Origin of the sequence: Salinihabitans flavidus (assembly GCF_900110425.1) — a bacterium.
Taxonomy (GTDB): domain Bacteria; phylum Pseudomonadota; class Alphaproteobacteria; order Rhodobacterales; family Rhodobacteraceae; genus Salinihabitans; species Salinihabitans flavidus.
This window is the reverse complement of record NZ_FODS01000005.1, coordinates 93,037-108,840: the sequence shown is the minus strand read 5'-3', so window position 1 is coordinate 108,840 and position 15,804 is coordinate 93,037. Positions and strand designations below refer to the sequence as shown.

15 protein-coding genes and 1 tRNA gene are annotated in these 15,804 nt (G+C 61.7%); 10 read left to right on the top strand and 6 right to left on the bottom strand.

Annotated elements, in window-relative coordinates; translation table 11 throughout:
• Positions 1-60: 60 nt before the first annotated feature.
• The 3 genes from BMW66_RS06255 to BMW66_RS06245 all read right to left on the bottom strand — a co-directional run bounded on the left by BMW66_RS06255 (position 61) and on the right by BMW66_RS06245 (position 3,189).
• Positions 61-1,881, bottom strand: a complete 1,821-nt coding sequence (locus BMW66_RS06255; protein WP_093116571.1) for an ABC-F family ATP-binding cassette domain-containing protein — start codon at positions 1,879-1,881, stop codon at positions 61-63.
• 45 nt (positions 1,882-1,926) lie between these two features.
• Positions 1,927-2,664, bottom strand: a complete 738-nt coding sequence (locus BMW66_RS06250; RefSeq protein ID WP_093116569.1) for a GNAT family N-acetyltransferase — start codon at positions 2,662-2,664, stop codon at positions 1,927-1,929.
• A gap of 69 nt (positions 2,665-2,733) precedes the next feature.
• A complete protein-coding gene (locus BMW66_RS06245; protein ID WP_093116567.1) occupies positions 2,734-3,189 on the bottom strand; it encodes an outer membrane protein assembly factor BamE in 456 nt (151 codons plus the stop codon).
• 86 nt (positions 3,190-3,275) lie between these two features.
• On the opposite strand from BMW66_RS06245, the gene BMW66_RS06240 reads away from it, so the two are divergent.
• From BMW66_RS06240 to BMW66_RS06195, 10 genes are all read left to right on the top strand, one after another.
• A complete protein-coding gene (locus BMW66_RS06240; protein WP_093116565.1) occupies positions 3,276-3,833 on the top strand; it encodes a YceD family protein in 558 nt (185 codons plus the stop codon).
• A 137-nt stretch (positions 3,834-3,970) separates the two neighbouring features.
• The gene (gene rpmF, locus BMW66_RS06235) at positions 3,971-4,177 is read left to right on the top strand and encodes a 50S ribosomal protein L32 (RefSeq protein WP_093116563.1); all 207 of its coding nucleotides are present in this window, start codon (positions 3,971-3,973) and stop codon (positions 4,175-4,177) included.
• A 23-nt stretch (positions 4,178-4,200) separates the two neighbouring features.
• Entirely contained in the window at positions 4,201-5,307 is a 1,107-nt protein-coding gene (plsX, locus tag BMW66_RS06230; protein WP_093116561.1) for a phosphate acyltransferase PlsX, read from the top strand.
• The gene (locus BMW66_RS06225) at positions 5,304-6,278 is read left to right on the top strand and encodes a beta-ketoacyl-ACP synthase III (protein WP_093116559.1); all 975 of its coding nucleotides are present in this window, start codon (positions 5,304-5,306) and stop codon (positions 6,276-6,278) included. Before plsX ends, BMW66_RS06225 begins: the two co-directional genes overlap by 4 nt.
• A 105-nt stretch (positions 6,279-6,383) precedes the next feature.
• On the top strand, positions 6,384-6,686 hold the full coding sequence (gene ihfA, locus BMW66_RS06220) for an integration host factor subunit alpha (RefSeq protein WP_093116557.1): 303 nt from the start codon (positions 6,384-6,386) through the stop codon (positions 6,684-6,686).
• A 15-nt stretch (positions 6,687-6,701) separates the two neighbouring features.
• Complete coding sequence (locus tag BMW66_RS20575) at positions 6,702-7,658, top strand: MerR family transcriptional regulator (RefSeq protein ID WP_245729393.1); 957 nt, start codon at positions 6,702-6,704, stop codon at positions 7,656-7,658.
• A 40-nt stretch (positions 7,659-7,698) separates the two neighbouring features.
• Positions 7,699-7,775: transfer RNA gene (locus tag BMW66_RS06210), tRNA-Pro, on the top strand.
• A 148-nt stretch (positions 7,776-7,923) separates the two neighbouring features.
• On the top strand, positions 7,924-9,006 hold the full coding sequence (locus BMW66_RS06205) for a 2'-deoxycytidine 5'-triphosphate deaminase (RefSeq protein ID WP_093116555.1): 1,083 nt from the start codon (positions 7,924-7,926) through the stop codon (positions 9,004-9,006).
• Between the two features lie 53 nt (positions 9,007-9,059).
• Positions 9,060-10,067, top strand: coding sequence for a GTP 3',8-cyclase MoaA (moaA, locus tag BMW66_RS06200; protein WP_093116750.1), 1,008 nt, complete (start codon positions 9,060-9,062; stop codon positions 10,065-10,067).
• 53 nt (positions 10,068-10,120) lie between these two features.
• Positions 10,121-11,359, top strand: coding sequence for a 3-deoxy-D-manno-octulosonic acid transferase (locus BMW66_RS06195; protein WP_175483180.1), 1,239 nt, complete (start codon positions 10,121-10,123; stop codon positions 11,357-11,359).
• A gap of 126 nt (positions 11,360-11,485) precedes the next feature.
• On the opposite strand, the gene BMW66_RS06190 is transcribed toward BMW66_RS06195, so the two are convergent.
• The 3 genes from BMW66_RS06190 to BMW66_RS06180 are packed head-to-tail and all read right to left on the bottom strand — an operon-like array spanning position 11,486 to position 15,642.
• Positions 11,486-12,649 carry a M20 aminoacylase family protein gene (locus tag BMW66_RS06190; protein ID WP_093116551.1) on the bottom strand — a complete coding sequence of 388 codons (1,164 nt, stop codon included), beginning with the start codon at positions 12,647-12,649 and terminating at the stop codon, positions 11,486-11,488.
• A 2-nt stretch (positions 12,650-12,651) separates the two neighbouring features.
• Positions 12,652-13,818: an acetylornithine deacetylase gene (gene argE / locus BMW66_RS06185; RefSeq protein ID WP_093116549.1), complete on the bottom strand. Its 1,167-nt coding sequence runs from the start codon at positions 13,816-13,818 to the stop codon at positions 12,652-12,654.
• 3 nt (positions 13,819-13,821) lie between these two features.
• Positions 13,822-15,642: an ABC transporter ATP-binding protein gene (locus BMW66_RS06180; RefSeq protein ID WP_093116547.1), complete on the bottom strand. Its 1,821-nt coding sequence runs from the start codon at positions 15,640-15,642 to the stop codon at positions 13,822-13,824.
• Between the last annotated feature and the right edge of the window lie 162 nt (positions 15,643-15,804).

Genomic DNA, 15,804 nt, shown 5'->3' with positions numbered 1-15,804 from the left:
CCGAAAGCGATTTTCACGCCTTTTCAGAGTATTAACCCGATTCGCCCCTGTTGGCGCGAGTCAGGCCCCGGCCTCCGCCTTACCGGCCAGCTCAAGCCACTCTTCCTCGGCCTTTTCCAGTGCCTTCTGCCGGGTCACAAGCGCCTCTGTCGCCTTTTTGAACTTTACCGGCTCGCGGGAGAAAAGATCCGGATCGGCCAGAAGCTGTTCGAGTTTGGCGATCTCCCCCTCCAGCCGCTCGATCTCTCTCGGCAGGGTCTCCAGCTTGTGTTTTTCGGAAAAACTCAGGCCGCCATCGGGCTTCGTGTCTTGCTTGACTTTCGCCGTTTTACCTTTTGATTTTCCTTCGTTATTTCGGCCTCCAAGGGTATCTCCCGCTCTCTGGGCCTGGTAGTCAGTCCACCCCCCGGCATAGACGACGGCGCGACCGTCGCCTTCCATCGCCACGGTCGCCGTCGCCACACGATCCAGAAAATCGCGATCATGGCTGACCAGAAGCACGGTGCCGCCATAGTCGTCGAGCACCTCCTGCAACAGGTCCAGCGTCTCGATATCGAGGTCATTGGTGGGCTCGTCGAGCACCAGAAGATTACTTTCCCTGGCCATGATCTTGGCCAGCAGAAGCCGCGCCTTCTCACCGCCCGACAGGCTGCGCACCGGGGCACGGGCCTGACGCTCGTCGAACAGAAATTCCTTAAGATAACCAATGACATGGCGCGGTTGACCCCGCACCATGATCTGGTCCGCCTTGCCCGATACCCGCATCTCGGGATCGCCCGTCAGACTGTCCCAGAGTGTCATGTCGGGGTCCAGTTTCGCCCGCGCCTGATCGAAGATCGCCGGCTCCAGATTGGTGCCGAGCTTCACTTCTCCCGCGTCCGGTGCGATCTCTCCCATGAGCATCTTTATCAGCGTCGTCTTGCCCACGCCATTGGGCCCGACAAAGGCCACCCGGTCGCCCCGCTGCACCATGAGAGAGAAGTCCCGCACGATTACCGTGCCATCGAACACCTTGGTGAGCCCGTGCGCCTCGATCACCTTCTTGCCGGATTTCGGCCCATCCTCCAGCGCCATCGCCGCGCCGCCCTGCCGCCGGATCATGCCCGCCCGCTCGGAGCGCAATTCCTGAAGCGCGCGCACCCGTCCCTGATTGCGCTTGCGCCGCGCGCTGATGCCTTCCACCGCCCAGCGGGCCTCGGCCTTGATCTTGCGGTCCATCTTGTGACGCGCCTGATCCTCTTCTTCCCAGATCTTGTCTCGCCAGGCTTCGAAGCCCTCGAATCCTGTCTCGTTTCGGCGCACAATTCCCCTGTCGATCCAGAGGGTTGCGCGCGTCAATTCACGCAGGAATGCGCGGTCGTGCGAGATCAGGACGAAGGCCGCGCGCGTCGATTTCAGCTCTGCCTCAAGCCAGCGGATCGCCTCGATATCAAGGTGGTTTGTCGGCTCGTCCAGCAACATAAGCTCCGGCGCCTCGGCCATCAGCCGCGCCAGCGCGGCGCGCCGCCGTTCCCCACCCGAGGCCGTCGCCACCGCGCGGTCGGGATCGAACTTGAGCCCCTCGCCCGCGCGCTCCACCTTGTAGAGCTCACCAGGCTCCAGTGTCGCAGAGGCGAAATCGCCCAGCGTCGCAAATCCGAACATGTCGGGGTGCTGCTCCATGTAACCGACGGTCACACCGGGCGGAATCATCACCGTGCCCCGGTCCGGCTCGACCAGCCCGGTCATCACCTTCATCAGGGTCGATTTTCCCGAACCGTTGCGCCCGACAAGCGCCACGCGGTCACCGGGATGCACCACGAGATCAAGCCTGTCAAAGACCGGCTCTCCCCCGAAGGTGAGCGAAATATCAGACATTTGTAGAAGGGGTGCGCGTGCCATGCGGCTCAGCTAAACCGCCCGCCCGACCGCGTCAACAGCCGCTGATCAGCCGGAGATCGCGCGCAACAGCTTGCGCCGCGCGGGCGGGATTGCGTGCACTTCCAGCCCGGTGAATACATGCAGGGTGTTCATATGCGTGTCGATCACCGCGTGATCACTCACCCATCCCCCCATGAGCAGATAGGTTCGAAGCAGCGGGGGCATCCGAAGCTGCGCCAGTTTCAGATCAGGTTTGCGTCGTAACCGTTTGGCAAAACGAAAGACTTTCGGCGCCTTGACTCGAGGCAGCCAGCGTGTCGGCGCCAGATGCCTGTCGCGCAGCATGGCGAAGGCATCGTAGTAGTGCCGCGCATCTGTGCCCGCGAAACTGGAACATCCGAACAGCATTTCCACCCGGTTGCGCTCCACGAAGTCTGTCATCGCCCCCCATGCCACACGCAGGATATCCGGGTCGGTCCAGTCGGGATGGATGCAGAATCGCCCCATCTCGACCATCGGCCCGTCGAACGCCCGCAGGGCCGATAGCTCGTAGAACTGCGCCGAATAGGACCGCCCGATCTCCGCCCCGCCCGCCAGCGGCAGGATTCGGAAGCAGCAGACGAGGGTTTCGGTTTTCTCCTCCTCCACGAGAACATGCGTGCAGAGCGGATCGAATTCATCCCGGTCGAGACCGCCTTCCTCCGCCCTTCGAAACGCCGTCTGGCGCAGCGCCTGCGCGCTGCGGATGTCGGTTTCTGTCTGCGCGATGCGCGCCCGGTAGCGGCCCTTGCTCAGTGCAACCATGTCATGTCCCCTGCGACTCGTCCCGGCGGTCTTGCCGGTCCAACATAACACAGACATGACAAGTCTTGATCAGTTCAGGAAGTTCGCCGGATCGAACCGCCCGAGGCTCTGAAGCAGGTTGCGCAGGAAATTGGTGTCCTGAATGCCATTGTCGGTCACGCGGCGCGACAGGCGAATGACGTTTCCGTCCTCCAGCGTGAAGCGTTCGATATTCTGCACGACGCCTCGACTGTCAAAGCTGATGGCAAGAACCTGACGTTCAAGAATCTGCGGCCGGGTCGGGCCGAAATGGCGCACACGCTTGCGCACGTAATAATACGCGCTCTCACTCAGAAGGCCCGACGCGGTGGGTGCACCGATGGTCTCGGCCACGCTGTCGCGCGTAGCGACGCCCACGTCAATTTCGGCAAGGTCTTCTTCGGGTGGAATATAGCCATGATTGCGGTAGGTCGGCGAGCACGCCGTCACAAGCGCGATGCAGAGACCGAACACGGCTGATTTCAGCACTTTCCCTTTGACCGCCATGACTGCCCTCTTGCTTTGGCTTTTCGCGCCTTTTATCCGCTTACAGAAGGTTCGCCCCCGGTTCAAGAAAGGAAGCGCACAACACCATGACAGGTATATCCCCGCAGGACTCGGTTTTCCGCGTCTCCAAGTTGCCTCAGAACGGCGCCACCGCCTTCGCGCTTCGACCCGGCGCCGAGGCGATGAAGGCACTGGCGGAAGAGCTGGGGCTGTTGTCACTTCGCAAACTCAGCTTCCAAGGGGAAATCTCGGCCCTTGGCGATCGGGACTGGCAGTTGCTCGGAAAGCTCGGCGCCACGGTGGTGCAGCCCTGTGTCGTGACGCTCGACCCGGTGACAACGCGCATCGACGTGGATGTCGAACGGCGTTTCGTTGCGGACATGGAACTGCCCGATACCGAGGAGGAGGTGGAGATGCCAGAGGATGAGAATGCCGAACCGCTCCGGGCGACAATCGATGTCGCCGCGGTGATGGCGGAGGCGCTCGCTCTCAATCTTCCGCTCTACCCCCGCGCCGGCGAAGCCGAACTTGGCGAGGCGGTCTTTACAAGGCCCGGCAAATCCCCCATGAGGGATGAGGATGTCCGGCCCTTTTCAGGGTTGGCCGGTCTTCGCGACAAGCTCGACGACAGCGAAGACAAATAACTACTTGCGTGCGCCGGAATTCACAGTATTTTCGCGTGCTCATCGAATTTGCGTTGGACTTGGGCCGGCATAGCCTCTATGCCCCCGTAACGCTCTGGAAATCGGGCGGAAGGCCCCTGAAACACGAAGGTTGTGACATGGCTGTCCAGCAGAACAAAGTCTCCAAATCGCGCCGCAACAACCGCCGCGCTCATGATGCGCTGGTTGCAGGCAATCCCAATGAGTGCACCAATTGCGGCGAGTTGAAGCGCCCGCATCACGTCTGCCCGTCCTGCGGGCACTACGATGACCGTGAAGTCGTCGCCCAGGCCGACGAGATCGACCTCGACGAAGACGCCGCCTGAATATAACGGGGACCACCGCCCGCATGGCCGGTTTGACGGATAATGCAAACGCGGGTGCCGGGCGCACCGTCATCTCCGTTGACGCGATGGGTAGCGATCGGGGACCGGCCACGGTTGTGGCCGGTATTGATCGGTCCGCGCGCAAAAACCCGGACATCGGGTTCATCCTTCACGGTCCCCGTGATGAGCTTGAGCGGCTGGTGGAGCGGCGCAAGAGCTTGCGCGACCGATGCGAGATTCGACACGCCCCCGATGTGGTCTCAATGGAGGACAAGCCCTCTCAGGTCGCCCGCAACGGCAAGGGCACGTCGATGTGGTCCGCGCTCGAATCGGTCCGCGAGGGGGAGGCCGATGTCTGCGTCTCCTGCGGCAATACCGGCGCGCTGATGATGCTTTCGGTTTTGCGCCTGCGCAAGTTGCCGGGTGTCAACCGCCCCGCGATCGCGGTGCTCTGGCCCGCCCGTTCCGAGCAAGAGTTCAACATCATGCTCGACGTGGGGGCCGATATCCGCGCTGATGAAAACGACCTGCTGCAGTATGCACTCATGGGGGCGTCCTATGCCCGCAACGGGATGGAAATCGCCCATCCGCGCGTCGGCCTGCTCAACGTCGGAACCGAAGAGCACAAGGGTCGCGCGGAACTCAAGCTGGCCCATGATCTCATCGCGGAGAACGCCGAAAACGCGAATTTCGACTTCGTCGGTTTCGTTGAAGGCAGTGATATTCCCGGCGATACCGCCGATGTGATCGTGACCGACGGCTTCACCGGCAACATTGCGATCAAGACCGGCGAAGGCACGGCCAAGCTGATCGGGGCGCTTCTGCGCGAGGCATTCAAGTTTTCGCCGCTCTCTCGGCTCGCCGCGCTGCTTGCCCTGACCTCTCTGCGCCGCCTGAACAAGCGGATCGACCCGCGCCGCGTCAACGGTGGCGTTTTCCTTGGCCTCAACGGAACGGTGGTCAAATCTCACGGCAGCGCCGACGCCACCGGCGTGTCGGCGGCGGTCAAGCTGGCCTTTAAGCTCGGGCGCTCCAGCTTCTCCGAAAAACTCGCGGCGCGGGTTGCGTCGGCCGTGCGCGTGCCGCAGGATGACGAAACTTCAGCCGACAGTAACGGAACCACCAAATGACACTACGCGCCGTCGTCAAGGGCGTCGGGCATTACCTGCCTGAACGGGTCGTCCCCAACCAGGAGTTTGAAAAGACCCTCGACACCACTGACGAATGGATTCGCACTCGCTCCGGCATCGAGCGTCGCCATTTCGCCGCCGAAGGAGAAGCCACATCGACCATGGCCGCCCATGCCGCCCGGGCAGCGCTGGCCGATGCCGGGCTGGATATCGGTGACATCGACGCGGTGATCGTCGCCACCTCCACCCCCGATCTCACCTTCCCGTCCGTTGCCACGATGGTGCAGAAGGAACTGGAGATGACTCGCGGCTTCGGTTTTGATGTGCAGGCCGTCTGCGCCGGATTCATCTATGCGCTGACCACGGCCAACGCTCTGATGATCGCGGGACAGGTCGAGCGTGTACTCGTCATCGGCGCCGAAACCTTCAGCCGTATTCTGGACTGGACCGACCGCTCCACATGCGTGCTCTTTGGCGATGGCGCGGGCGCTGTCGTGCTTGAGTCTGAAACCGGCAAGGGCGATTCATCGGACCGTGGCATCCTGTCCTCTGACCTGCATTCCGACGGGCGCTACCGGGAAATGCTCTATGTCGATGGTGGCGTCTCCACCAGCGGTTCAGCGGGCAAGTTGCGGATGCAGGGCAACCCGCTCTTTCGCCAGGCGGTGGACAAACTGACCTCAACCGCCCATGCGGCGCTCGCGAAAGCGGGCCTGACCAACGCGGATGTGGATTGGATAGTGCCCCATCAGGCCAATATCCGCATCATTCAGGGCACGGCCAAGAAAATGGGCGTGCCAATGGAGCGTGTCGTGGTCACCGTGCAGGACCATGGGAACACCTCCGCGGCCTCGATTCCGCTGGCGCTTTCGGTGGGGCGCGCGCGCGGACAGATCAAGCCGGGCGACCTCATCGTGACAGAGGCGATCGGCGGCGGACTGGCCTGGGGCGCCGTGGTTTTGCGCTGGTAGAAATTCCGTTCTATATTCCGCTCAAACGGCGCAGCACAAGTCATTGATATTGACTCGGAAATTCGCTTCGACCTATGCTCGCTCAAATCAAGCCGGGGTGACAAGATGAGCGAAAAGACACTAACGCGAATGGATCTGAGCGAAGCGGTGTTCCGCGAGGTGGGACTCTCGCGCAACGATTCCTCTCAACTCGTGGAGAATGTCCTGCAATATATGTCGGACGCGCTGGTGCGCGGTGAACAGGTGAAAATCTCTTCGTTCGGCACATTCAGCGTCCGCGACAAGGCCGCCCGTGTCGGCCGCAACCCCAAGACCGGCGAAGAGGTTCCGATCAATCCGCGCCGCGTTCTGACCTTCCGACCGTCCCACCTCATGAAGGACCGTGTGGCGGCTGGAAACAAGCGCTAGGGCGGCGGGCGCGGCATGGGAAAATCCCCGGATGCCTTTCGCACCATCAGCGAAGTGGCCGAATGGCTCGGCACGCAGGCCCATGTTTTGCGCTTCTGGGAAAGCAAGTTCACGCAGGTCAAGCCTGTAAAACGTGCTGGCGGCCGGCGCTATTATCGACCGGACGATATGCTCCTGCTCGGCGGAATCAAAAAACTCCTGCATGATGATGGCATGACCATCAAGGGTGTGCAGAAACTTCTTCGCGAACAGGGGGTCCGGCATGTGAGCGCCCTGTCTCAGCCGCTCGACGACGTGATGACCGCCGAACTGGACGAGGTCGAAACCCCCGATGCCCCCTCCGCCGAGGTCGTGACCTTGCGCGCGCCCGAAGACGACAGGCCCGAGGGCACGCCATACGCCCCAGCAGACACGCCCCCCCCCGCGGAGCAGACCGAGGAATCGGATACCGCCTTGCCAGTCGGCGGCGAAGACCCGGCGCCGGAAGACAGCCCCACGCCAGACACGCCGACGCCCGATTTCACACCCCCGGCGCCGGACACCGCTGCCGCTGGCGATCACGAAGACAGCGCCTCACGGGCTGACCCGGAACCAGCACGCGAGGAGCCGCCCGCGGATTTCATGCCACCGGAGCCGGACACAGTGCCAACCGCCCGCCCACCAGAGGACCATACCGTACCGGACGTTCCTGCCGCAGGGACACCACAAGCCAGTGACCAGACGCAAGCCACCGTCGGTTCCCCGGCCGCGCCGGAGTCAAGCCCTGCCCCCGACGCTGCGCCGCCCGTTCAGTCCGTTGCCGAGTCTGCCATGCCCGCTGAAGACGATCTGACAGACGCCGAGGGCGTTCTTCACGTTCTGGGCACGGTCCAGCGCATCGCCCCGGAAAACCGGGCGGCCCTGCGCGATCTCTACGACCGGCTTTCCCGTTGGCGGCAGGCGCACGAACCCCGGAATGGCGGGGATTTTTGACTTGCCCCCGCCTGCAAATCAGCTATGAACAGCCCAGCGTCGGGCTATGGCGCAGCCTGGTAGCGCGTCCGTCTGGGGGACGGAAGGTCGCAGGTTCGAGTCCTGCTAGCCCGACCATTAAACTCCGCTCCAGTGTGCTGCCGCCTCTCCCTTCGGGGTCATGGCGTTTTGCCCTTCAACGCTCCGACGAAACCCCATATAAGCGCCGCGAACCGGGCGGCGGGTCCGTCCATGTTGCCTTGATCCGATGCCCCGGAGGGCCCGAATGACCGGCGTTCTGCCCAGCCAGACCATCGAGACGATGCTGCAATCGGGCGATATCCGCGCCGATCCCCCTGCCCTGCCCGAACAGATTCAGCCCGCGAGTCTCGATCTGCGTCTCGGCTCCGTGGCCTACCGCGTCCGTGCCTCTTTTCTTGCCGGGGACGGGCGCCGCGTCGCCGACCGGCTTGAGGAATTCGAGATGCACCGCATCGACCTGTCCGAAGGCGCGGTGCTGGAAAAGGGATGCGTCTACGTCGTCCCGCTGATGGAATCGCTCACCCTGCCCGAGGATGTCTCCGCCGTCGCCAACGCCAAGAGCTCAACCGGGCGGCTTGATCTTCTGACCCGCGCGATCACCGACGGCGGCACCGAATTCGACCGCATCCCGACGGGTTATGACGGCCCGCTCTATGCCGAAATCTGCCCGCGCAGTTTTTCGGTGCTGGTGCGCCCAGGCATGCGCCTCAACCAGATTCGCTTTCGCCGCGGGCAAAGCATTCTGACCGACGCCGATCTGCACGTCCTGCACGACCGCTCGCCGCTGGTCGATGGCACGCCGGTGATCAGCGACGGGCTCGGATTTTCCGTTGACCTTCAACCCGAAGACGATGATCTCGTCGGTTACCGCGCCAAACCGCACACCGGCGTCATCGATCTGGACCGGATCGGTGCCTATGATCCCGCCGACTACTGGGAAGAGATCCGCACCCGAGAGGGTCGGATCATCCTCGATCCCGGCGCCTTCTACATCCTTGTCAGCCGCGAGGCGGTTCATATTCCGCCCGCCTATGCCGCCGAAATGGCCCCCTATCTCGCGATGGTGGGCGAATTCCGGGTGCACTACGCGGGGTTTTTCGATCCCGGATTCGGACACGCGGCGGCGGGCGGCGCAGGCTCGCGCGGGGTGCTGGAGGTGCGCTGCCACGAGGCGCCCTTCGTGCTCGAACACGGGCAGGTCGTGGGCCGTTTGGTCTATGAGCGTATGGCCGATGTCCCCGATCAGCTTTACGGCGCGGGCATCGCCTCCAACTATCAGGGTCAGGGCCTCAAGCTGAGCAAGCATTTCGCGCCCCCTGTTCGGTAAGCCGCCACAGATGATCCCTTGCCCCGGCGCGCGCGAGCCTTTACCTATTGGGCATGACCAACGCACCGCTCATCGATCCATTTCAACGCGCAATTACCTATTTGCGCGTCTCCGTCACCGACCGCTGCGATTTCCGCTGCGTCTACTGCATGTCTGAGAACATGACCTTCCTGCCGAAGAAAGAGCTTCTGACGCTGGAAGAACTGGACCGCATGTGCTCCACCTTCGTCGGGCTCGGTGTGCGCAAGCTGCGCATCACCGGGGGGGAGCCGCTGGTGCGCCGGGATATCATGACCTTCTTCAACAGCATGTCCCGCCATCTCGACTCCGGCGCGCTCGATGAGATGACTCTGACCACCAACGGCTCGCAGCTTCACCGCTTTGCGGATGATCTCTATGCCGCCGGCGTGCGCCGCGTGAATATCTCGCTCGATACGATCAATGAGACGAAATTCGCAGAGATCACACGCTGGGGGCGTCTGCCGCAGGTGCTGAAGGGAATCGACGCCGCGCAAAAGGCCGGTCTGCGGGTGAAGATCAACGCCGTCGCCCTCAAGGGCTTCAACGAAGACGAGCTGTTCGACCTGACCGAATGGTGCGCGGCCCGCGACATGGACCTGACATGGATCGAGGTCATGCCGATGGGCGATCTGGGCAACGAGGACCGGGTGGATCAATACTGGTCGCTCAACGATCTGCGCGCACGGCTGGCCGAACGCTACACGCTCACCGATCTGGCCGAACGCTCGGGCGGGCCGGCACGGTATGTCCGGCTGGAGGAAACCGGACAGAAAATCGGTTTCATCACCCCGCTGACACATAATTTCTGCGAAAGCTGCAACCGCGTGCGCCTGACCTGCACAGGGCAGCTTTACATGTGCCTCGGACAGGAGGACATGGCCGACCTGCGCGCGCCCCTGCGCATGAGCGAGGGCAACCAGCCCCTTGAAGAAGCGATTCGCAACGCCATCGCAGCCAAGCCCAAGGGTCACGATTTCGACTATTCGCGCCAGAAGCCCGATGGTCAGATGCCCCGCCACATGAGCCACACAGGCGGCTGATGCGGGCGCCGGACCCGGCGCCGCTCACGCCGCTATATCAAGTCTATGCCGCGATGACCGCACTGAGCGCGCCGATCATTCAGCGCGTGGTGCGTCGCAAGCTTTCCGCAGCCGGGGTTCCGCCGGGCCGCATCGCGGAACGCTTCGGACAGCCGACCGCGCCGCGCCCGGCCGGGCGTCTGGTGTGGTTCCACGCGGTTTCGGTCGGGGAGTTTCTGTCCACGCTCGGGGTCATCGAGACGCTGCGCGAAAGCGACCCCGCACTTGGCATTCTGGTGACAACCACTACGGCCACCGCCGCCGGCATGGCGCGCAAGCGTCTTCCGTCCGGTTGTGTACATCAATTCTCGCCACTCGATACACCCGGCGCGACACGCCGATTCCTCGCCCATTGGCGTCCCGATCTGGCGGTATTCGTCGAAAGCGAAATCTGGCCGCGTCAGATCGTAAGCGTCCATCGCGCCGGAATTCCTCTGGCGCTGATCAATGCGCGGCTGTCGGCCGGTTCTCTGCGCCGCTGGTCCCGAGTGCCGCGCACGGCACGCGCACTCCTGTCCCGCTTCGCCTGTGTCCTGTGTCAGACCGATACAACGCGTGACGCGGTGATTGGTCTCGGCCTGCCGTCAGAGCGCGCGGTGACCACCGGAGATCTCAAGGCCAGCTCCGATCCGTTGCCCCTCGACGAGGAAGAAGCCGCGCGCCTTGCGCCTTCCCTCGCACGCCGCCCGCTCTGGGTCGCTGCCTCCACGCATCCTGAGGAGGAAGAGATCGTGAGCGCCGCGCACCGCCGGTTCACGGAGCGCTACCCCGATGCGCTTCTGATCCTCGCCCCGCGTCACCCGGACCGCGCCGACGTGATCGAGGCGGCACTTGTCGCAGAGGGTTGGGCCGTCGCCCGCCGCAGCGCGGGGGACGCGATCACCGGGGAAACGCAAATCTATCTGGCCGACACCCTGGGCGAGATGGGGCTTTGGTATCATCTGGCGCCCATCGTTCTGGTGGCGGGATCGTTCGTGCCGGTCGGCGGGCATAATCCTTATGAGCCGGCACATTTCAGCTGCGCTATTCTCCACGGCCCGTTAGTGGCGAATTTCGCCAGGGCTTATGCGGATATGGACGGGCAATGGGCCGCACGCGAGGTCGGCAACGCCACGGATCTGTCGGAGCAATTGATCTCGCTTCAAGACTCAGCCGATCTCGTCACGCTGCAACAGGCGGCGCATGGCTTTGCAACCGCAGCGGGAAGCGCGCGGACCGATGCGGCCGCCGCGCTGCGCAAGTTGCTGAACTGAATTCGATACCGACGTAATACCGACGTTGTACCGACGCGCTGCAGACAGGCATTTTCGCCCTCTCCGCCGCCGTCCGGAACGCACCGCCGGAACGAAAATGCCCCGCCACCGGCGAGGTTTATTCCCTTATGACGCGGGCATCCGTTTCTCTACGATTTCCGCCCACCAGCTACAGCCAGCGGGAATCGCCTCGTCGTTGAAATCGTATTCCGGGTTATGCACCATCGCGGTGTCGCCATTGCCCATAAGAATATAGGCGCCGGGCCGCTCTTCCAGCATGAAAGCGAAGTCCTCACCGCCCATGACCAGCGGTGCGTCCTCGCAGTTTCCACTTATGGAGCGGGCAATTTCCGCTGCAAAATCGGTCTGCTCGGGGGAGTTGACCATGACAGGATAACCACGGTGGTAGTCCACCTTGGCCGAGCCGCCAAAGGTCGCTGTCTGCATTTCGCAGATTTCCTTGATCCGGCGCTCGGCCAGATCGCGCATCTCGGCGCTCATCGTCCGAACCGTGCCACGGAGATGAACTGTGGCAGGTATCACATTGAAAGCGTTTGAAGATGTTTCAAACGACGTGACCGACACCACGACCTGATCCACCGGGTCGGCGTTGCGGCTGGCGATGGTCTGAAGCGCCAGTACCAGATGGCTCGCCATCACCGTCGTATCCACGGTCTCATGCGGTTTCGCCGCATGTCCACCCTTGCCCTGCACCTCAATGTCGAATTGATCGGTCGCCGCGAAGAAGGCGCCGGGCCGAATGGAAAACGTCCCGACCGGCTTACCCGGCCAGTTGTGCAGCCCATAGACTTCCTGCACACCGAACCGCTCCATCATGCCGTCGTCACACATCTCCTTGCCGCCGCCGCCGCCCTCTTCAGCCGGTTGGAAAATCACTATAACTTTGCCGTTGAAGTTCCTGGTTTCGCTTAAATATTTCGCTGCACCGAGAAGCATCGCGGTATGCCCGTCATGCCCACAAGCATGCATGGCATTCGGGGTCTTGGAGGCATAGTCGAGCCCTGTGATCTCCTGCATGGGCAGCGCATCCATGTCCGCGCGCAAACCGATCACCTTACCCGAATCGTTGGATTTCCCATTGATCACCCCCACAACGCCTGTCCGGCCTATGCCTGTGACTACCTCGTCACAGCCGAACTCCTTCAACTTCTCCGCAACCAGCGCAGAGGTGCGGTGGGTATCGAACAAGATTTCGGGGTGTTCGTGGAGGTCTCGCCGCCATGCGGTAATTACATTCTGTAGTTCAGCAAATCGGTTTTTGACCGGCATCGTTAGTCTCTCCTCAGCATGTCAACGAGGCTTCTCATGAACTCATGTCCCGCGTTGAATTGGTCCAATGTGATGTATTCGTCGGGTTGATGCGCCTGCGCGATGTCACCGGGGCCGCATACGACGGCTGAATATCCGGCTGCCTGAAACTGCCCCGCCTCGGTGCCATATGACACCACATGGCTGGCATTGTCTCCCGTGACGCGGCGAACGATCGCCTCCGCCTCACCCCCATCCTCGGGAAGAAGCGCGGGCACGCTGAAATACTGCTCCACATCAATCCGCGCGTCAGGGTGAACGGCCTTCATTTCCGCCTCAACCTCTCGAATTCGCGCAAGATATGCACTGTGCCAGTCTTCTATTTCTTCGCCCGGCACCACCCGGAAATCCAAACCGAAAACACAATCCTTGGCGGTGATGTTATGCGCGGTGCCTCCCGATATGGTGCCGACATGCACCGTTGTGAACGGCGGCTCGAAATTCGCGGCCAGCGGACCGGGCCGTGCGGCCATGTTCGCGGCATTGCACTGATTCGCCCATTCGATGAGCTTTGCACCGGACATGATCGCGTTCACGCCGGTGTGCATCATCGAGCTGTGAACCTCGTAGCCGATCACATGGGTTCGAAACCCGGCCCCTCCTTTGTGCCCGGTGACAGCGCGCACCATGGACGGCTCACCGATGATGGCGGCACTGGCCTTCGGCAAGACATTCTGCATCGCTTCGATCATGGGCGGCGCCCCGATGCACCCAACCTCCTCGTCATAGCTCAGCGCGAGTTGCAGTGGCCGTTTGATCCCGGTGTGATGCGCCTCCACCAACGCCCAGATGGCGAGCGCGTCAAAGCCCTTCATGTCCACGCATCCGCGGCCGAAAAGCTTTCCGTCCCGCTCCTGCACGGTGAAGGGATCGGATGTCCAGGGCTGCCCATCGACGGGAACGACGTCAGTATGGCCGGAAAGGACAATCCCCCCCTCCACATCCGGACCAACCTGCGCGAAAAGAGCCGCCTTCTGATTATCTTCACTATAGTGTCTGTGACAGGTGATGCCCTGTTCGCTGAGGTAGTCTTCGAGCCAATCCACCAATGACAGGTTGCTGTCCCGGCTCACCGTCGGGAAGGCGACGAGTTTCTCCATCAGGGCGCGCGGGGATAATCGCTCAGTCATGAATCAGTATCCGCTGTCAGAGGTCAACAGGAAATGGCCCGGCGTCACCTCAGTATATTCGGACGGCGCAGGTTCATAGTCGACCGGATGAATGGGAGACGGGATCGGTTTGAAGTTGAGATCCTTCTCGGCTTTGCGCTTACTCGGGTCGGCAACGGGAACCGCTTTCATCAGAGCTTGCGTATAAGGGTGCTGCGGATCTTCGAACACTGCCGCACGTGGCCCAAGCTCGACGATTCTGCCAAGATACATGACACCAACGTTATGACTCACTCGTTCGACAACGGCCATGTCATGACTGATGAAAAGATAAGATATGCCCAGTTCGGCCTGTAGCTCCATCATCAGGTTGAGAACCTGCGCCTGCACGGAAACGTCCAGCGCGGAAACCGCCTCATCAGAGATGATCAGCTTTGGATTGAGCGCCAGAGCGCGTGCGATGGCGACACGCTGCCGCTGCCCGCCCGAAAGCTCATGCGGATAGCGCCGCATGAAACTACGGGGCAGTTCGACGCGATCAAACAGCATCTCGACCCTTTTGCGCAACGCGTCCCCTTTCACTGTGCCGTAGTTGCGCATCGGTTCAGCCACCTGATCCATCAGCTGCATCTGCGGATTGAGAGAGGCGAAAGGATCCTGAAACACCATCTGCATGTCCAGCCGCGCCTTTCGAAGCCCTTGTTGGTCGAGAGCGACAATGTCGGTATCTCCCAATCTGATTTGCCCCGAAAGCGGTTCCACCAGCCTCAGGATCGAACGGCCGGCCGTCGATTTACCACAGCCTGATTCCCCCACAAGACTAAGCGTCTGGCCCTTGTTGATCGAAAAGGAAACGTCCTCCACCGCATGGACATTGGCCACCGTGCGCCGAAAGAATCCACCCTTGACGGGGAACCGTGTGACAAGGTTCTTAACCTCGAGAAGCACCTCCTCGGTTCCGGGGATCGGCTTGCGGCTGTGCTCTGTGTCGCCCAGAAGCTTCATCGGCTCGGGCAGCGACTTGCCCTGCATCTCTCCCAGCCGAGGAACGGCGGCCAGAAGCGCCTTTGTATAGTCGTGCTTGGGTGAGTTGAAGATTTCGTCGACTGTACCTTCCTCGACCTTCTTGCCGCGAAACATGACAACCACGCGGTCGGCCATCTGCGCCACAACAGCCATGTCATGCGTGATGAACATGACTGCGGTGCCGGTTTCACGCTTCAGCCTGTCCATCAGGGCAAGAATCTCGGCCTGAATCGTCACGTCGAGTGCTGTCGTCGGCTCATCGGCGATCAGAAGACGCGGCTCGCAAGCCATCGCCATGGCGATCACCACGCGTTGTCGCATGCCGCCGGAGAGTTCATGCGGATATTGCTGCAATCGTCGTTCGGGTTCGGGAATGCGAACCTGTTTGAGAAGTTCGAGCGCCCGCGCTTTGGCCTGCGCGCGATTCATACCCATGTGAATCCGCAACCCTTCGGTCAACTGTCGACCGACGGTAAAAACAGGGTTCAGCGCGGTCATCGGTTCCTGAAAGATCATTCCGATCTCATTGCCGCGAATCGTGCGCATCAGTTTCTGATCCGTGATCGCCAGATCCGTTTCCCCGCCAGTCTTGCGGTCAAAAATCAGTCGTCCGCCGGAAATTTCACCCCCGCCAAATTCCACAAGGCGCATAAGCGACAGGCTCGAAACCGATTTCCCGGATCCTGATTCACCCACGATGCAGACGGTTTCACTTGGTCTGATGTCAAAGGAGACATCATCGACCGCCAGTACGGGGCCGTCCTTTGTTTGGAACTCGACACGCAGATTGCGAATCGACGCGATCGGATTGTCCAGCATATCGGCGGCCCTCACTTTGGTTCTGTTTTTTTATCCGCGATGGCGCGACGCTATAGACAGACGGTCACAGGTGTCAAACCTTGATGCCTTAGGGGTTGCCTCGCAAAACAGATGCGCCAACGGAAGGCTTGCATTTTTTTTCCGGCTGGTCTGTGATGGGCA

What these genes read in the sequence shown, in the direction of transcription:
- BMW66_RS06250 (WP_093116569.1), bottom strand. Translation starts at nt 2,664, where the DNA reads ATGGTTGCACTGAGCAAGGGCCGCTACCGGGCGCGCATCGCGCAGACA.
- BMW66_RS20575 (WP_245729393.1), top strand. Translation starts at nt 6,702, where the DNA reads ATGGGAAAATCCCCGGATGCCTTTCGCACCATCAGCGAAGTGGCCGAA.
- rpmF (WP_093116563.1), top strand. Translation starts at nt 3,971, where the DNA reads ATGGCTGTCCAGCAGAACAAAGTCTCCAAATCGCGCCGCAACAACCGC.
- ihfA (WP_093116557.1), top strand. Translation starts at nt 6,384, where the DNA reads ATGAGCGAAAAGACACTAACGCGAATGGATCTGAGCGAAGCGGTGTTC.
- BMW66_RS06195 (WP_175483180.1), top strand. Translation starts at nt 10,121, where the DNA reads ATGACCGCACTGAGCGCGCCGATCATTCAGCGCGTGGTGCGTCGCAAG.
- plsX (WP_093116561.1), top strand. Translation starts at nt 4,201, where the DNA reads ATGGCCGGTTTGACGGATAATGCAAACGCGGGTGCCGGGCGCACCGTC.
- BMW66_RS06205 (WP_093116555.1), top strand. Translation starts at nt 7,924, where the DNA reads ATGACCGGCGTTCTGCCCAGCCAGACCATCGAGACGATGCTGCAATCG.
- moaA (WP_093116750.1), top strand. Translation starts at nt 9,060, where the DNA reads ATGACCAACGCACCGCTCATCGATCCATTTCAACGCGCAATTACCTAT.
- BMW66_RS06240 (WP_093116565.1), top strand. Translation starts at nt 3,276, where the DNA reads ATGACAGGTATATCCCCGCAGGACTCGGTTTTCCGCGTCTCCAAGTTG.
- argE (WP_093116549.1), bottom strand. Translation starts at nt 13,818, where the DNA reads ATGACTGAGCGATTATCCCCGCGCGCCCTGATGGAGAAACTCGTCGCC.
- BMW66_RS06225 (WP_093116559.1), top strand. Translation starts at nt 5,304, where the DNA reads ATGACACTACGCGCCGTCGTCAAGGGCGTCGGGCATTACCTGCCTGAA.
- BMW66_RS06255 (WP_093116571.1), bottom strand. Translation starts at nt 1,881, where the DNA reads ATGGCACGCGCACCCCTTCTACAAATGTCTGATATTTCGCTCACCTTC.
- BMW66_RS06245 (WP_093116567.1), bottom strand. Translation starts at nt 3,189, where the DNA reads ATGGCGGTCAAAGGGAAAGTGCTGAAATCAGCCGTGTTCGGTCTCTGC.
- BMW66_RS06190 (WP_093116551.1), bottom strand. Translation starts at nt 12,649, where the DNA reads ATGCCGGTCAAAAACCGATTTGCTGAACTACAGAATGTAATTACCGCA.
- BMW66_RS06180 (WP_093116547.1), bottom strand. Translation starts at nt 15,642, where the DNA reads ATGCTGGACAATCCGATCGCGTCGATTCGCAATCTGCGTGTCGAGTTC.